At 43.2% G+C, this 15,237-nt stretch carries 18 protein-coding genes and 2 pseudogenes; 9 read left to right on the forward strand and 11 right to left on the reverse strand.

All coding sequences use genetic code 11. The features are described from left to right. The first annotated feature begins 137 nt into the window (after positions 1-137). Positions 138-356, forward strand: coding sequence for a DUF2283 domain-containing protein (locus O9332_RS28180; protein ID WP_353852127.1), 219 nt, complete (start codon positions 138-140; stop codon positions 354-356). An 18-nt stretch (positions 357-374) separates the two neighbouring features. After that, positions 375-1,898, forward strand: a complete 1,524-nt coding sequence (locus O9332_RS21080) for a class I SAM-dependent DNA methyltransferase (RefSeq protein ID WP_288027254.1) — start codon at positions 375-377, stop codon at positions 1,896-1,898. A gap of 46 nt (positions 1,899-1,944) precedes the next feature. Here the strand turns inward: O9332_RS21080 and O9332_RS21085 are convergent, their stop codons facing one another. The 5 genes from O9332_RS21085 to O9332_RS21105 form a co-directional block, all read right to left on the reverse strand. After that, positions 1,945-2,985 (reverse strand): sulfate/molybdate ABC transporter ATP-binding protein, encoded by a 1,041-nt coding sequence (locus O9332_RS21085; RefSeq protein WP_288027256.1) that lies wholly within the window; start codon positions 2,983-2,985, stop codon positions 1,945-1,947. A gap of 80 nt (positions 2,986-3,065) precedes the next feature. Continuing rightward, positions 3,066-3,908, reverse strand: coding sequence for a sulfate ABC transporter permease subunit CysW (gene cysW / locus O9332_RS21090; protein WP_002797969.1), 843 nt, complete (start codon positions 3,906-3,908; stop codon positions 3,066-3,068). Positions 3,909-3,949: 41 nt separating this feature from the next. Then, on the reverse strand, positions 3,950-4,792 hold the full coding sequence (gene cysT, locus O9332_RS21095) for a sulfate ABC transporter permease subunit CysT (protein WP_004159580.1): 843 nt from the start codon (positions 4,790-4,792) through the stop codon (positions 3,950-3,952). A gap of 19 nt (positions 4,793-4,811) precedes the next feature. Beyond that, positions 4,812-5,153 (reverse strand): NIL domain-containing protein, encoded by a 342-nt coding sequence (locus O9332_RS21100; RefSeq protein ID WP_002768372.1) that lies wholly within the window; start codon positions 5,151-5,153, stop codon positions 4,812-4,814. A gap of 11 nt (positions 5,154-5,164) precedes the next feature. Further along, complete coding sequence (locus O9332_RS21105; protein ID WP_004159578.1) at positions 5,165-6,208, reverse strand: sulfate ABC transporter substrate-binding protein; 1,044 nt, start codon at positions 6,206-6,208, stop codon at positions 5,165-5,167. Positions 6,209-6,378: 170 nt separating this feature from the next. Here O9332_RS21105 and O9332_RS21110 point away from each other — a divergent pair, with 170 nt between their 5' ends. Then, positions 6,379-7,158 carry a Crp/Fnr family transcriptional regulator gene (locus tag O9332_RS21110; protein WP_004159575.1) on the forward strand — a complete coding sequence of 260 codons (780 nt, stop codon included), beginning with the start codon at positions 6,379-6,381 and terminating at the stop codon, positions 7,156-7,158. Between the two features lie 220 nt (positions 7,159-7,378). Here the strand turns inward: O9332_RS21110 and rnc are convergent, their stop codons facing one another. Next, positions 7,379-8,059, reverse strand: coding sequence for a ribonuclease III (gene rnc / locus O9332_RS21115; RefSeq protein ID WP_288027260.1), 681 nt, complete (start codon positions 8,057-8,059; stop codon positions 7,379-7,381). Positions 8,060-8,117: 58 nt separating this feature from the next. On the opposite strand from rnc, the pseudogene O9332_RS28185 reads away from it, so the two are divergent. The 3 genes and pseudogenes from O9332_RS28185 to O9332_RS21125 all read left to right on the forward strand — a co-directional run. Continuing rightward, positions 8,118-8,522, forward strand: a pseudogene (locus O9332_RS28185) (hypothetical protein); the annotation flags it as partial. Between the two features lie 3 nt (positions 8,523-8,525). Next, the gene (locus tag O9332_RS28495) at positions 8,526-8,927 is read left to right on the forward strand and encodes a PEP-CTERM sorting domain-containing protein (RefSeq protein ID WP_308417983.1); all 402 of its coding nucleotides are present in this window, start codon (positions 8,526-8,528) and stop codon (positions 8,925-8,927) included. A gap of 177 nt (positions 8,928-9,104) precedes the next feature. Further along, positions 9,105-9,578, forward strand: a complete 474-nt coding sequence (locus tag O9332_RS21125) for a DUF29 domain-containing protein (RefSeq protein WP_043999281.1) — start codon at positions 9,105-9,107, stop codon at positions 9,576-9,578. Between the two features lie 134 nt (positions 9,579-9,712). Here the strand turns inward: O9332_RS21125 and O9332_RS21130 are convergent, their stop codons facing one another. Both O9332_RS21130 and nblB read right to left on the reverse strand, forming a co-directional pair. After that, the gene (locus O9332_RS21130) at positions 9,713-10,804 is read right to left on the reverse strand and encodes a tetratricopeptide repeat protein (RefSeq protein WP_288027264.1); all 1,092 of its coding nucleotides are present in this window, start codon (positions 10,802-10,804) and stop codon (positions 9,713-9,715) included. Positions 10,805-10,877: 73 nt separating this feature from the next. Continuing rightward, positions 10,878-11,543 (reverse strand): phycobilisome degradation protein NblB, encoded by a 666-nt coding sequence (gene nblB, locus O9332_RS21135; RefSeq protein WP_004159561.1) that lies wholly within the window; start codon positions 11,541-11,543, stop codon positions 10,878-10,880. 44 nt (positions 11,544-11,587) lie between these two features. Between nblB and O9332_RS21140 the strand changes: the two genes are divergently transcribed. Beyond that, positions 11,588-12,340 carry a tetratricopeptide repeat protein gene (locus tag O9332_RS21140; RefSeq protein WP_004159560.1) on the forward strand — a complete coding sequence of 251 codons (753 nt, stop codon included), beginning with the start codon at positions 11,588-11,590 and terminating at the stop codon, positions 12,338-12,340. 22 nt (positions 12,341-12,362) lie between these two features. Here O9332_RS21140 and O9332_RS21145 read toward each other — a convergent pair whose 3' ends face one another. Further along, positions 12,363-13,316, reverse strand: coding sequence for an ABC transporter ATP-binding protein (locus O9332_RS21145; protein WP_288027267.1), 954 nt, complete (start codon positions 13,314-13,316; stop codon positions 12,363-12,365). Positions 13,317-13,369: 53 nt separating this feature from the next. Then, positions 13,370-13,532: pseudogene (locus O9332_RS21150) on the reverse strand (ISNCY family transposase); the annotation flags it as partial. Between the two features lie 56 nt (positions 13,533-13,588). Between O9332_RS21150 and O9332_RS21155 the strand changes: the two are divergent. Both O9332_RS21155 and O9332_RS21160 read left to right on the forward strand, forming a co-directional pair. Further along, the gene (locus tag O9332_RS21155; protein ID WP_071825090.1) at positions 13,589-13,771 is read left to right on the forward strand and encodes a hypothetical protein; all 183 of its coding nucleotides are present in this window, start codon (positions 13,589-13,591) and stop codon (positions 13,769-13,771) included. Positions 13,772-13,799: 28 nt separating this feature from the next. Continuing rightward, entirely contained in the window at positions 13,800-14,528 is a 729-nt protein-coding gene (locus O9332_RS21160; RefSeq protein ID WP_043999280.1) for a carbonic anhydrase, read from the forward strand. Positions 14,529-14,554: 26 nt separating this feature from the next. Here O9332_RS21160 and O9332_RS21165 read toward each other — a convergent pair whose 3' ends face one another. Next, positions 14,555-15,124 carry a low-complexity tail membrane protein gene (locus tag O9332_RS21165; protein WP_004159551.1) on the reverse strand — a complete coding sequence of 190 codons (570 nt, stop codon included), beginning with the start codon at positions 15,122-15,124 and terminating at the stop codon, positions 14,555-14,557. Positions 15,125-15,237: the final 113 nt, after the last annotated feature.

Below are 15,237 nucleotides of genomic sequence, written 5' to 3' on the forward strand. Positions count from 1 at the left end.
GCGGGGATCGGGGGAAAATTCAGGTACTTTTTCCCTGAAAATTAGGTAGTTGACCACCTCAAAACTGGTAAAACCCCACACCCCACACCCCACACCCCACACCCTGCCCCCAGGAAAAGCTTTTTCAGCAAACCCTAATTATCAAATATGACCCAACGGGAGACATTCTCTATATCAATAAATGCGCTCCCTATCCCGAACAAGAATCCGAAGAATTAGGAGATGATATTATTGTGAGAGTCAACCCCCAAACCGAAGAAATCGAAAACCTAGAAATCCTATTCTTTTCTCAAAGACTGCAAGAAAAAAACGAACTCCAACTCCCCCTCATTGCCAATCTCCGCTTGGCAGGTTAGACAAATTAGGTAAACTCAATGGCTAAAAAAAACAGCAACGACAACGGTAAAACCTTCACCACCCAACAGGGACTTAACAGCTACATCAAAGGCATCTGCGACATCATGCGGCGTTCCAACTGTGCCGGTGCTTTACAGTACGTCCCCGAACTCAGTTGGCTACTGTTCCTCAAAATCCTTGACGACACCGAACAGCGAGAAGCGGAAGAAGCGGAAGCCGTGGGGGACTCTTTGGCCGATTCCATCCCCGAACCCTACCGTTGGCGAGATTGGGCCAACCCTCAAGGCAACCGCCGCCTTAACCTGCAAATGGGGCAAATGGGTCAATTTCTGCCCTTTGTCAATGAAGAAGTCATTCCCTACCTCAAAAACCTCAAAAACAAACCCCAAGCCACCCCCCGCCAAAAAATTATCAGTGAGGTCATATCCAGTGTCGAACGAGTCCGCATCGACACCGAAACCAACCTGTTAGACATCCTCGATAAAATCCACGAAATCGACTACATTGACCCTACCCACATCTTCCCCATCTCCCAAGTTTACGAGGGATTGCTGTTGAAAATGGGAGAAAAAAACAACGATGGCGGTCAATTCTTTACCCCCCGAGAAGTCATCCGGGCAATGGTCAAAGCCATCGCCCCCCAAGTAGGAGAAACCATCTATGACCCCTGCTGCGGTACGGGCGGATTCCTGGCCCAATCCTACGAATACATCCGCGATTTCCTAGCAGATGACATCACCCCCGAACAGCTAGAAACCATCAAACTAAAAACCTTTTACGGAAGGGAAAAAGAGAACCTCATCTACCCCATTGCCCTCGCTAATTTAGTCCTACACGGCATCGATTACCCCCACCTCTGGCACGGCAACACCTTAAACCGAGAAGTCATCTATGGCGACCTGTTCCAAGATGCTCCGCCCCAGTTCGATATTATCCTCACTAACCCCCCCTTTGGCGGCAAAGAACACAGGACCGTACAGGCACAATTTGCCTATAAAACCAGTGCTACTCAAGTCCTATTTTTACAGCACGTTATCGATAGTTTGAAACCGGGGGGACGCTGCGGTATCGTCCTAGATGAAGGGGTGTTATTTCGCACCAATGAAAATGCCTTTGTCCAGAGCAAACGAAAACTATTAAACGACTGTAATCTCTGGTGTATCGTTAGTTTGCCCGCGGGGACTTTTGTGGCTGCCGGTGGGGGTGTTAAAGCTAACATCCTCTTTTTTACTAAAGGCAAACCCACTGAAAAAATCTGGTATTATGACCTGTCCGATGTCAAAGTTACCAAGCGCAAACCCCTGATGATGAATCACTTTCAGGAGTTTCTAGAACTATTACCCAACCGAGAAGATAGTGAGAGAAGTTGGACAATCACCCGTGAAGAAATCGAAGCCAAAAACTTTGACCTCAAAGCTGTCAATCTTAACACCAAAGTAGATGAAGATAAAAGCACCGTCAAGGAATTGCTAGATTTTATTGAGGAGAAAGGTAAAGAAGTTGCTCTAACTCTATCAGTGCTGAGAAAGTGGCAGCGGTGAAGGTCACTTATAGCTTTATGAAAAATTTTTAATAAACCTAGAGTTTTTAAATTGAGTAATCGATAACTTTCTCACTTTTATTGTCAAAATCAGTGAGTAAAGTCGCTTTTCTCGGTTTTAAATGTACCGTTTGTTCTGGTTGTAACTGTAATTGCTTGTATTCCTCACGATTGAGATAAGCCACCACCATTTCCCCATCGGCTAACATTAATTCTACTTGTATTTCCCAGCCTAAATGAATAACTCTTTTTACCACTGCCCAACTATTCAAACCATCTTGATTGGGCATAATTTCCAGGTCGTGGGGACGGATAAAAACGGTGGAATTATCACCCGGATGATGTCCATTTCCTAATCCTGCTAAACTGGGTAAGATATTCACTTCCCCAATAAACTGCATCACAAAAGGTGTGGCCGGATGATCGTAAATTTCGGCGGGAGAACCCACCTGTTCAATTTTACCATGATTCATCACGACAATCGTATCGGCTACTTCCATTGCTTCCTCTTGATCGTGGGTAACAAAAACACTGGTAACGTGAACTTCTTTATGTAAATTTCTCAGCCATACCCTTAATTCTTTTCTGACTTTTGCATCTAAAGCTCCAAAGGGTTCATCTAATAATAATACATTCGGTTGAATGGCTAAAGCGCGGGCTAAAGCTACTCGCTGCCGTTGTCCTCCCGATAATTGGGCGGGATAGCGATCGCCTAATCCTTGTAATTGAATTAATTCTAATAATTCCTCAACTCTTTTCTTAATTACTGGGGATTTTTGCTGGCGAATTTCTAGACCAAAAGCAATATTTTGACGGACAGTTAAATGTTTAAATAGGGCATAATGTTGAAAAACAAAGCCGATATTTCTCCGTCTAGGATCCACATGGGTGGTATCTTGTCCGTTAATGATAATCGCGCCACTGTCGGGACTTTCTAATCCGGCAATTGAACGTAATAAGGTGGATTTTCCCGATCCCGATGGTCCGAGGAGGGCGACTAATTTACCTTCAGGAATGGTTAAACTTATATTATCTAAAGCCTGAAAATTGCCGAAACGTTTAGAAACTTGCTGGATGGTAATACTCATATTTTTAGGTTTTTTGTAGAACGTAGGTTGGGTTGAAGCATGAAACCCAACGCCCGCTCATATTTTTAGGTTAATTGTAGTTAGGTAGTGTGAATTTTGTGGGCGGTTTTACGTTCGAGAATTTCTTTGATAATTAAAGTAACTCCCGCTAGTAAGGCGAGAATAGCCGCCGCACTAAAAGCGGCAGGAGTTAGATAATTTTTATAGGCCTGTTCTACGAAAATTGGCAGGGTAGCAGTTCTCCCTAAAATACTGCCAGAAACCACAGAAACCGCCCCAAATTCTCCCATCGCCCGGGCATTAGTTAACAGCACTCCGTACATCAATCCCCAACGAATATTGGGTAAAGTTATGCGCCAGAAAATCTGCCAATCACTTGCCCCTAAAGTGCGCCCCGCTTCCTCTTGTTCTAAGCCAATTTCTTCTAAGACTGGGATAACTTCTCTAGCGACAAAAGGCATAGTAACAAATATAGTTGCTAATACCATTCCGGGTAAAGCAAAAAGTATTTTTATATCGAAAAATTCTAGGAAAGAACCTAACCAACCATTGCGCCCATAGAGCAGTACAATCATTAAACCCGCTACCACGGGAGAAACGGCAAAAGGTAAGTCAATTAAACTAATTAATAAAGTTTTGCCACGAAATTGATTGCGAGCAATTACCCAAGCTGCACAAAGTCCAAAAATTGTGTTTAAAGGTACAGTAATTAGGGCAATAATTACTGTTAATTTTACCGCTTCGATAAAGTCAGAAGTTCCCGCCGCTTCTAAAAAAGCTTGGAATCCATTGCGAAAAGCATAGTAAAATACTGCCGCTGCTGGAATAAATAATAATAGTGCCAGATAAACAAGGGCGATGATAATTAGTAGGGGTTTGTAATCCCACTCTTTCGGTTTAGTTGATTTTTTTAGACTCAGCATTTTTGATCTGTCTCCAGTTATACCCTAATATTTTTTACTCTTTACTTAACTCTGTATTTTTGCCCCCATTGCTGCAGGAAATTAATTACTACTAACATGAACAAAGAAACCAGTAATAAAACCATGCCGATTACTGTCGCACCTGTGTAATCATATTCCTCTAGTCTTTGGAAGATTAAAACTGGGGCAATTAAATCCTTAAAGGGAATATTAGAGGAGATAATAACTACGGAACCATATTCACCGATCGCTCTGGCAAAACCGAGGGCAACTCCTGTTAAAATAGCGGGTAGTATTGTGGGAAAAATAACTCGCCAGAAGATTTGCCAAGAGGAAGCGCCGAGGGATAAAGCCGCTTCTTCTACTTCTTTTTCCATTTCCTGTAAAACTGGCTGTAAGGTGCGGACAATGAAGGGTAAAGCGATAAATAACATCGCCACAAAAACCCCTAAAATGGTAAAGGATATCTTAATGCCAAAGGGGGCAAAAAATTGACCGAGCCAACCGTTATCACTGTAAACTGTGGCGAGGACTAAACCGGCAACAGAAGTGGGTAAAGCAAAGGGCAAATCTACACAAGCATCGACAATTTTTTTACCCGGGAATCGATAACGCACTAATACCCAAGCGATAATAGTGCCAAAAACTCCGTCAATTAATCCGGCGATTAAGGAAGTAAAAAAAGTGACTTGGTAAGCGGATAAAGAAATCGGTAAAGTGGCAATGCGCCAAAATTCGGCAAAACCAAGAGTTAGGGATTTAGCAAATAGTGCCGCCGCCGGTAAAACCAACAAAACCACTAGATAACTAATGGTAATTACCCAAGGAATAGAAACTTTTTTCAGGGGTTGACTGGGAGATAAAGATAATTGTGGGTTAGCCATTGTTTATTATTGCTAGAGATTACCAATTGTCCGCTTCTTCAAGAACTTGTGCTGAATCATACCAAACTTCTACATCTAAATCTGCCAGATAGGAAAGGGCATTTTCTATCCCTTGGGAGTTGCCTTGTAGTTGTAGATCGAACCAGCCATCTTGATTATTATTTGCCGCTAACAAAGCGGAAAATATATTCACTTTTAGACCAGGAAAAGACCCTAAACGTGCTATAATTGGCTCGTTAATATATTGTTTAGGAATCCGAATTTTTATTCTTCGGGACGTGGGGCGATCGAGTCCTGATTGATCGAGATGTAAGTCACTTTGGGGATGATTAATAGTTTGCCATTGAGGTTGATTATCCATGGTTTTTCTCCTTAGGATTTACCAGCTTTAGTGAGAATTTTATCGAACAAGCCTCCATCATCAAAGAATTGCTTTTGTACCTTATCCCAACCGCCTAAATCCTGCACGGTAAAGAGATTTTTTATCTGAGGAAATTTACTCTCAAACTCTTTAACTACCCTCGGTTCAACGGGACGAAACCCCACCTGAGCAAATTCTCTTTGGGCTGCGGGAGTAAATAAAAACTGCACAAAAGCCTCGGCCACTTTTCTCGTACCTTTTTTATCCACATTGGCATCAACAACCGCCACGGGATTATCAATAGAAATATTGTAATCGGTGGGAACAGTGTAGGACAACTTCTCGCCTTTTTGGTTAGCGAGAATCATCTCATTTTCGTAATTAATCAGCACATTTCCCTGGCCTTGTTTAAAAAATACATCACTAGATTCGCGAGCATCTCTAGGTAAAACTGGCGCATTTTTAAACACTTTTTCGACAAAAGTTTGCGCCTCTTGTTCACTGCCTCCCGCTTGCGTCACCGAACCCCAAAGAGCGAGAAAATTCCAGCGCGCTCCGCCAGAAGTCTTGGGATTAGCGGTAATAACTTTAATATTATCCTTGGCTAAATCTGACCATTTATTAATTTTAATATTGGCATCACGAGGAACAAAAGCCACTACAGATTTATGAACAATAGAGTCATTGGTTGCTTCTTTTTCCCAACCGGGTTGAATTAATCCCGCTTGCTCAATTTTCTTGGTATCCAAAGCTAAAGCCAACGCTACCACATCCGCTTCTAAACCATCGATAACGGCACGAGTTTGGGAACCGGAACCACCATAACTCTGTTCAAAAGTTACCTTTTGCCCCGTTTTTTGTTGCCATTCCTCGACAAATTTGGGAATGATTTTTTCGTAGGCACTTTGGGTGACAGCATAGGAAACAAGCGTCACAGTCACGGGTTTTTGGCTGTCATTGCCGCTATTGGTGGGGGATGGGGTGCAGGATACCAGCATTCCTCCAGTCAGGACAGTTGCCATGAGTAGGGATAAACAAGACTGGGATGACTGCATCGGCGGCGCTCCTAAGATTTACTGTGAGGTTGTATCTGTTTTTAGGCGTGTTTTCATCCTACAGCACAGGAAACAAAATTTCAATACATTTATAAAACAAATTGGGAATAAGGCGATAACAAGGGAAACTGTGAGAAGATAAAATCAGTGCTACATCTAGGTTTGAGACTATGGGCAAGAGCGTCAAAGCCAAAAAAACAACCCTCCTACAACAACTGATTAACCAGAGTTTTCTCTTTCGCGGACTAGAGGAGGCTTGGTTAAGTCAGTATCTCGATGCCGACAATCTCAAGTTAGAGACGCTATTTTCCAATCGTCCCGTCTATACGGCTTTTCTCCCCGATGAATTTCTAGATGTTTTGTATGTGATTTTGGATGAGGGTGTAATCGTCGTCCGCAGCACTCCCCTCGACCGGATTATTGCCATTACCTACCCCGGTGGCTGTTTTGGTATGAGGAGTTTACCCTTTAGTTATGGTTTAGCCAGTCGCGCTTTTCCCTGTTTGGTGGAATCCTATAAAACTACCCACGTCCTGAAAATTCCCTTATCGGCACTAGAAAAGATTTACAACGATAACGAAAGTTTTCGTCAACGGTACTGTGTTTTATTTGAATTACAGCAAAAATTCGAGTATCATTTGCTTAATTGCAGTAGCTATCCACCCCAAGCTGTGGCGGCTTTACTCAGAGCCTTAATCTATCAAGAAAGAGAATTAGGCAGTCAACCAGATGCTGAAAATATCTATACTTTTGATTTATCCGTCGATGTGATTGCTCGCGCTTGTCAACTCAATCAACGCACCGTCGAACAGGTATTAAAAGGATTGCAAACCGTGGGATTAATTGCCTCAGAATCGACGGGGGATTTAATTCGGGTACTAGATGCCGAGGGTTTAAAAGAAGTGTACAGTGCCACCCGGGATAAAGTTAATTGGTGGCCCCTAAGATAAGTAGGAGCTGCTGAATAAATCTAAAAACTTTGTTGGATAAAAATTTTAGACTTTTTTCCCATCAAAAAGTACCAGCCATTGGAGTGATCGGGGGGGAAATTTAGGCACTTTTTCCCCGAAAATTAGGTAATTGACCCCCTCAAAATCGGTAAAACCCTACACCCCACACCCCACACCCCACACCCTACCCCCACGCAAAACTTTTTGCCGCAAACCCTATTTACCCTTGCAATTGACAGCGCTTTAAGGCATCTTCGGCAGCCGCTTTGGTGGCATCCTGTTTCCGTTTACCTTTACCTGTACCGTAGAGAAGGTTATTAACCCGCACTTCGGCGGTAAATTCCCTAGCGTGGGGCGGTCCTGTCACATCGATGATCGCATATTCTGGATTAGAGGCGAAATTAGCCAGCGCCCACTGTTGAAAGAGATTTTTAGCATCGATAAAAGATGGCGATTCCGATTGTTGAGAGACTAAATGAGAGGCTACAGGGATAAAAAGCCTGTGCAGATAGTTTTTAACCGCATTTAACCCCGAATCTAGATAATAAGCCCCAATTATCGCTTCAAAAGTGTCCGCTAATAGGGTAGGATTTGATCGCCCCCGATCTTTAATTGCCCCCTTACCCAAACGCATTAACTCCCCCAGGCCGATTTCAATGCCCAATTGCGCTAATTGTTCTTCTTTGACCAAATTTGACCGCAAACGAGTTAATTCGGCCTCGTTCATGGCGGGATATTTTTGATACAATAGTTCGCCCACCAAAAAAGCTAAAATCGCATCGCCCAAAAATTCTAGGCGCTCGTTATTTTCCGTCAATTGGGACTGTTCATTGACATAGGAACGATGGGTTAAAGCTTGGGTGAGAAGGAGAGCATTTTGAAAAGGAGGCAAACAAGACATTACAGAAATGATCAAGTCAAGAGCATTTCTTATCTTAATCTGACCCCACCCCGAATAGATGAGACGAACGATCCTTTTTTTACGGTTTTTTCCGGCTAGTTTAGGCATAATCTCCCAAATCTTCCCACCGGAAAACCTATCCGCTCCCATTCTTGCCCTAGGTATCCTGGGGATGTGTATGGAACAGGCACGCATGGCGGCGGTGGACTTGGCAGAAATTGCCCAATTTCAGCAAAAAATCAGCGATCCTCGCCTCGATCGCTTTTTTATTGTCACAGTTAGTACAATTGTTTTAGAATTATCGGGCTTTTATTTGGCCGTCCTCTGGATAGGATGGGGGGCCTTAATAGTTTTAGTTAGTCAAATTTGGTTTCATTGTTTAGCCAAAATTCAACTGCAGCCAACCACGGAAAAAATTATTGACTATGGCATAGTGCCACGTTTACCCATACTACTCGCCGACTATATGGATGGTCTGGAGTACTTCAATGGCAAACTAATTAGCAACCGCTGCGATGCCTGCGGTGTCTATGATATTTACGATACTAATGGCAATCTCCTGCAAGCAGCTTTCATTACTGCTCCAGCTGCTGCAACTGGTATTGCCTACGATGGTACCGATTTTTACGTCTCAAATGTCTATAACTCATCAATTGGAGTTTATGATGGGGTACTAGGGACACTGAAATCGACTATCAACTTGATTCCCAAGACACCAGGGGACACCTTCTTGATTGAGGCTCTTTCTGTAGATTACCTTCAGCGTCCTGATACAGGGCGTGTTCCTGAGCCAGCTTCCGTCTTAGGCTTACTTGCCATCGGTGTTTTGGGTGCAGGTTCGGCTTTGACGCGCAAATTATTAAAGTAGGAATCTGACTCAGAAATTCGCTACTTAAAAATCGATCACTAAAAGCGATCGCACTCAATCAATGCAGTGCGATCTTTTTGAACGTCAGTCCTCAGCCTTGAGAGACTTTGTACCTCACCAGTCTGAAAATTGTATAATATAGAATCCCGATTACTTTTCATCTGTGGCAGTTCCGTCATGACTAGAGCGACAGAAACAGCGACCCTAACATTATACGAAGAAGATTTTTATCTCTGGCTAAAAACCACGGCAGAACAATTAAAAAAAGGCCAGTTTGCCGAGGTGGATTTAGACAACTTAATTGAGGAGATTGAATCGATGGGGAGAAGTGAAAGACACGCGCTCAAAAGTCTTTTAACTCGTCTCCTAGAACATTTACTCAAATTAACTTACTGGCAATCGGAAAGAGACCGGAATGGCAATCATTGGAATGGAGAAATCAATAATTTTCGGGCAGAAATTCAAGATTTACTGGAGGATAGCCCTAGTTTAAAGCCCTATCTTCGGGAGATTTTTGAGCCATCCTACCATACAGCTTTAGAGGCCGTCCGGAAAAAAATGGGTTTATCCCCTGGCGGTTTACCCAGTCAGATAATTTTTAATCTCGAACAGGTTTTAGATAATCAATGGCTGCCGATCGATTGGGAATAAACTATTGACTATCTAAATCACTCCTTAAGACTGGGCTAGAGTTGGGAGAAAAGAGCTTTTTGCCGTGATCGCATCAGTGAACTAAAAACTCAAATCTGAAAACTCAAATCTGAAAACTGATCACTGATCTGGTTTTACTCAACCAATTTCTTCAGCAGGGCATCCACTTCCTCCAGGCCGGATTGATTATTTTTCAGCACATAAACCGCTCGCGCTTGCTTAAAAGCTTCCTCCGCTTCTCTTTTTCGTCCCCGGCCCGCGTAGGCCCGACCGAGATTAAGATAGACATCGGCGTTATTGGGGGCAATTTCGGCCAAATCTTGATAGGCGATAATTGCTGCAAGATAATCTTTTCTGGCCAGATGGATGCGACCGATTCCCGCTTGTGCTTCCAACGATTGGGGTTGCAGGAAAACAGCCCGACGATAAAAGGGGAGAGCCTCGTCAAAACGCTCTTGTTTTTCGAGTAAAATCCCTATTTTTAGCTGAATTAAAAAATTTCCTGCACTTTGTCGCTCTATTTCCTTTAAAATTTGGGTTCCACCATTTAAATCGCCCTGTTTGAGCAAAAGGCTGGCCAGTTGCAATCTTAATTCACTATTGTTAGGGAATCTTTGCAGGGATTTTTGGAGAAAATCGAGGGCTTCGCTGCTTTTATTCTGTTCGATCAAGGCTTTACCCATGATTTCGTGGGCTTGCTGATTATTGGGGTCGAGAGCTAAAACCCATTGGTAAACTTCGCCCGCTTTAGCATAGTTTTTTTGGCGTAATAACACCACCCCTAAACCGAGGTAGTGTTGGACGTTTTTCGGTTCTATTTGGATAGCGTAGTAGTAAGCGGTGGCTGCATTGTCATAATCACCGATATTAGCCAAACTATAACCGAGAGCATGGAAAAAGTCGGGATTACTCGGATCGAGACTTAAAGCTTTTTGGTATGCTTGGGCGGCGGCGTTATAATCCCCTTGCCGCGTTTGTAAAAAGCCAATCCCAGAGAAAATTTTGGCATTATTGCCATCAAGGGCGGCAGCCCGCTCGTAAATGGCTATAGCTTCCCCATAATTGCCATTTTTGACCAATTGCCGCGCTTGACGCAGTAGTTCGTTAACCTGTGAATCCTTGCTCACGATTGCCCCTGCGGGATTATCGGCGATCGCAATTGAGGCAGAGAAACAGCCCCCCGCGAGAAGACCGACGAGCAAGATTAAACGGGTAAATTGTTTCATCGCTTTACCTTTGTTAACGATTCTTAATTAAAGTTTATTGTAAATGGTATTGACAAAAATCAACTATTCTGCATCACCCTTGGACGAGATTATTGCGGGCTTCTTGGGCGACTTGGGCGCTTTTGTCGCCGGTTAACTGGGTCAAAACAGCGATCGCATCTTGCCCCCCTAAGCGGCCTAAAGCTTGAGCGAGACGATAGCGCAGTTGCCAGTCATCATCATTAGCCAAGGGAACGAGTAAAGAGACGGCGCGAGGGTCGCCTAGTTCCCCGAAAGCACTAACAGCGGCCGTTTTTACCAATTCATTATCAGAGTTAAGGGCGATTTCGAGCAGTTCAAAGCCCCGGGGTTCCCCCAATTCGCCCAAAGCTGCCACAATGCTAAATTGAATTAACCAGTCGCAGGATTGTTGATAGACGGCCACCAGATCATCGTAGGCTGCCGTTAATTTTAACCCCCCGATCGCATCGGCCGCGGCCGCTTTTACGTCTGCTTCCGGATCATGCAACAAGCGATCGCGTAGAATAGTTAAGGCCAGATCAAGATTCTGACGACCGAGGATATCTAGCTGACTTACCGCCGAATAACGCACCCTAGCGTTACTATCCTTAATTAAAGGCTGTAACATCTCGAAGGCGATTTCTGGGGCTAAATAACGCAGTTGATTAACTCCCGATAAGCGATCGCCATAATCATCGGAATCGAGCAGCCGTTGCACGGATTCAGGGGAATAATTCATAATTTGATGACACCCTTAACAATTGGACTGGTATTAATTGTCCCATGAATAGTTATCGAATCCTGACTATCTTGATCATCTTTAGTTCCCCGGTTTTTTGGGGCTGTAGTCCTCCCGCTCCCCTTAAAAAAGAACCTACGGCCGAGATGCTTGTTCCTCCTTCTCCCAGTCCGATTATTTCCGCATCAGACATTAAAGCTGCTAATCGTTATCGTCAATTGGGATTACAGTATCGTCAACAGGGAGATTTTGTCAAAAGTATTGAAGCTTTAAAAAAATCGGTACAGTTAAACCCCAATCATCTAGACGGGAGAGTAATTTTAGGATGGACACAACACCTAGCTAAACAACCTTTAGCGGCACAAACAACCCTCGAAGAAACGATTAAAATTGCTCCCGATCATGTGGCTACTTATAATGCTTTGGGTATTGTTTATCTTGTCGGTGGTCATCTTGAAAAGGCCGTAGTTACGCATACTAAAGCCGCTAATTTAAAACCCGATAATGAAATTGCCTACTATAATTTGTCCCTCGCCTATCATCGCTTAAAAGATTTTAATTCAGCTATTACTAACGCTGAAAAAGCAGTTACATTAGAGCCGAATAATCCCCATCCTCTTGTGGCTTTGGCAATGGTCTATTTAGATCAAGGTGATATTAAAAAAGCGCGGGATACCTACAAAAAGGCTAGGGATTTAGACGGTCGTTATCGACAAAAATGGTTTCTGGCACATCTGAAGGAAGCTGGTTTTAGTCAGGAGCAAATTAAATTAGTCGAAAAGTTACTATCTGGTTAGATTTAAAAATTATTATTTCCCCTTAGGATGCCTGTCGATGTCCCAGTTTTAGGAAAATAGTTTCTAAATCTTCGCGGCAAGTATAAAACTCGCTTAAGGTCAGGCCAGAAACGACTAAAAATTTCAACAATTCGGCACTATCTTCTAGGGTTCCCGTAAATTTAACCCAGAGAGTATTAGTATGAATAATTCTTTGCCAACTTTCCACAAAAACACATTGTTTAAGAGCAGTTTCTAAGGCTTCTAAATTGCCTAGAGTCGTAATCTGCAAGTATTGACCAGCTAGACGTTGATTTAATTCTTGTAAAGAGGTGCTTTCCACTAGATAACCTAATTCCATGATGCCCACAGAACTACAAAGTTCGGCCAAATCACTAAGGACATGGGAGGAAATTAAAATAGTCATACCTGCCGATTGTAAGACTTTAATAATCTCACGAAATTGTAGGCGAGCGATCGGGTCTAATCCAGAAACTGGTTCATCGAGAAGTAAAATTAAAGGTTCATGAATAATCGTGCGGGCTAAACTTAAACGTTGTTTCATCCCCCGGGACAAAGTAGCGATCAAATTATGGCTTTTACCGGTTAATTGTACCAGTTCTAGAACCTCATAAATGCGGCGATGACGTTGGGAGCGAGGGATATGATAAAGACGGGCAAAATAATCCAGATAATTCCAGACATTTAGGTCATCGTAGAGGGGAAAATTATCGGGTAGATAACCTAAATTTCTTTTGAGACGGGGATTACTCTCATCTCTTAAAAGACGTTCTCCGTGCAGATATATTTCTCCCGTTGTCGGTTCTTCCGCTGCCGCTAACATCCTAATTAAAGTGGTTTTTCCCGCTCCATTTGGACCGATTAACCCGTAAACTTCCCCCGCTTCAATCTGTAAATCCACTTGATTAACAGCCCCATGGCGGTCAAATTGTTTGGTTAAACCAACGGTAGCAATGGCTAATTCTGGTGTGTTCATAAAGTTTTAGTAGTGGGATTGCTGACAAACTGGCCACCACATTCTTAACATTAACGTTTGGGTTTCCCGTTATCAATAGAACCACTCTTGATGGTATGGTGAGAACCACAACTAGGACAAGGCAATACAGGCGAAGAGGTGATTTTGTTCTGTGTTAGACTGATATTTGAGTAAGTCTAACACGAACCACAAAAAGATATTGATCAGAAAACTGATCATCAAGCTAGATGTTTAAAGACTGATGTGAGCCGATTATAGCAATTTCCATAGTTGTGAGGTACAGAGTCTTAGGTTTTGAGGAGTCAGGAGTCAGGAGTCAGGAGATAGGAGATAGGAGATTATTTTATTTATTCTCCCCACACCCCACACCCCACACTCCACACCCCACACCCTACACCCTACACCCTACACCCTACACCCTGCCACCACCGAAAAACTTTTTCAGCAAACCCTAATTATCCGATGATTTCTGGATTTAATACGATGTATAGACGAGAATTACTGCAATTTATTGGCTCTCACGCTCTTTTTGGGGCTATTAATCCAGAATTTGCTTGGAATTATCAAAATATTGACCATTGGGGCGAATTATCAAGGAATTATCGTCTCTGCACCACGGGAAAGCAACAAACACCGATCGATCTGAGTATAGTGACTGAAAAAGAGCTATACCAACCCACCTTTAATTATCGTCCTGTACCCCTAAAAATTCGCCATAACGGTCGTACAATCTTGGTTAAGACCGAAAAAGGTGGAAACATGAGTTTTCACGGCGAAAACTGGGATTTATTGCAGTTTCATTTTCATCATCCCAGCGAACATCAGATTAAAGGTCAGTCTTTCCCTCTAGAAATTCATTTAGTGCATCGAAATGGGAGAGGAAATTTAGCAGTTGTGGGTATCTTAGCCGAAATCGGCGCTTTTAATCCCTATTTACAAACGATTTGGGCTTATTTGCCCCAAGAACCTTCTCCTGAAATGATTATCCCCGATACTTGGGTCAATGCCGGGCTTTTACTGCCAGAAAATAGCGATTTTTATGAATATCGGGGGTCTTTGTCCACTCCTCCCTGTAGCGAGGATGTTCTCTGGTTAGTCTGGCAAAATGCGATCAAAATTTCTCCCCAACAACTGCAACAATTGGCCGCGATTTTTCCCCGTAATGCCAGGAATATTCAACCCTTAAACGGGCGATCAATCCTGCATTCCTAGCCGAAATTGTCGGCATTTTGGCTAATTTAGATAATTTTATTAACTTTTAGACCAACAATGGTAAATAACTCAGGAATGCGCTCAATAACTAAAGCTTCGGTGGCTGTCCAGTCACTTTCCTTAGTGGCTAAAACCCCCAGAACACTCAGAGGAACCTGTAGAAATAGGTGACTTAAGAGGAGAGCGATCGCAGCGATTACTAAACCTAAAAGCCGCCATTGGGGGAGATAGGCGGCCACGGCAGCCGCTAGAGGGGCAAAATTGTAGATGGGCCAAGTGATGAGAATTAAGAGGACGACTCCCAAAAGAGTAAGAAGACGATGGCGAGGACGTTTAAAAAGAGAGAGAATTTTTAACTGTTCGGGGGTGAGTTGACTCGGTTTTAGAGCAACCAACAAAAGACTAAAAATATCAAAAGGTTTTGTCCACTGCATCCAAAAGACGGGTATGATAGCGATCGCTCCTAGAAATAGCCATTCTAGCCAAAGAAAAGGCAAGGGATCGCCCACAGCTAAACCAATCCAAGCGATTTGTAAAAAGATTGGCAAAGCCGCTAACCCTGCCAGATGAATCCACAAAAAAGGTTCTGATTTCATAGAGGGAAGTGGGGAGATGGGGGAGTGGGGGAGCAGGGGAGTGGGGGAATTATGAATTATGAATTATGAAGTGGGGAGATGGGGGAGTGGGGGAGTGGGGAAAAAAAAGCGGC

The organism is Microcystis sp. LE19-10.1B (genome assembly GCF_027530565.1).
In the GTDB taxonomy this organism is placed as follows: Bacteria; Cyanobacteriota; Cyanobacteriia; order Cyanobacteriales; family Microcystaceae; genus Microcystis; species Microcystis aeruginosa.

Excerpts from the sequence above, each read along its gene's own strand:
- O9332_RS21085 (WP_288027256.1), bottom strand. The coding sequence starts at position 2,985 with ATGAGTATTACCATCCAGCAAGTTTCTAAACGTTTCGGCAATTTTCAG.
- nblB (WP_004159561.1), bottom strand. The coding sequence starts at position 11,543 with ATGAATTATTCCCCTGAATCCGTGCAACGGCTGCTCGATTCCGATGAT.
- O9332_RS21165 (WP_004159551.1), bottom strand. The coding sequence starts at position 15,124 with ATGAAATCAGAACCTTTTTTGTGGATTCATCTGGCAGGGTTAGCGGCT.
- O9332_RS28495 (WP_308417983.1), top strand. The coding sequence starts at position 8,526 with ATGGATGGTCTGGAGTACTTCAATGGCAAACTAATTAGCAACCGCTGC.
- O9332_RS21140 (WP_004159560.1), top strand. The coding sequence starts at position 11,588 with ATGAATAGTTATCGAATCCTGACTATCTTGATCATCTTTAGTTCCCCG.
- O9332_RS21125 (WP_043999281.1), top strand. The coding sequence starts at position 9,105 with ATGACTAGAGCGACAGAAACAGCGACCCTAACATTATACGAAGAAGAT.
- O9332_RS21130 (WP_288027264.1), bottom strand. The coding sequence starts at position 10,804 with ATGAAACAATTTACCCGTTTAATCTTGCTCGTCGGTCTTCTCGCGGGG.
- rnc (WP_288027260.1), bottom strand. The coding sequence starts at position 8,059 with ATGTCTTGTTTGCCTCCTTTTCAAAATGCTCTCCTTCTCACCCAAGCT.
- O9332_RS21110 (WP_004159575.1), top strand. The coding sequence starts at position 6,379 with ATGGGCAAGAGCGTCAAAGCCAAAAAAACAACCCTCCTACAACAACTG.
- O9332_RS21145 (WP_288027267.1), bottom strand. The coding sequence starts at position 13,316 with ATGAACACACCAGAATTAGCCATTGCTACCGTTGGTTTAACCAAACAA.
- O9332_RS21100 (WP_002768372.1), bottom strand. The coding sequence starts at position 5,153 with ATGGATAATCAACCTCAATGGCAAACTATTAATCATCCCCAAAGTGAC.
- cysT (WP_004159580.1), bottom strand. The coding sequence starts at position 4,792 with ATGGCTAACCCACAATTATCTTTATCTCCCAGTCAACCCCTGAAAAAA.
- O9332_RS21080 (WP_288027254.1), top strand. The coding sequence starts at position 375 with ATGGCTAAAAAAAACAGCAACGACAACGGTAAAACCTTCACCACCCAA.
- O9332_RS21160 (WP_043999280.1), top strand. The coding sequence starts at position 13,800 with ATGTATAGACGAGAATTACTGCAATTTATTGGCTCTCACGCTCTTTTT.
- O9332_RS21105 (WP_004159578.1), bottom strand. The coding sequence starts at position 6,208 with ATGCAGTCATCCCAGTCTTGTTTATCCCTACTCATGGCAACTGTCCTG.
- cysW (WP_002797969.1), bottom strand. The coding sequence starts at position 3,908 with ATGCTGAGTCTAAAAAAATCAACTAAACCGAAAGAGTGGGATTACAAA.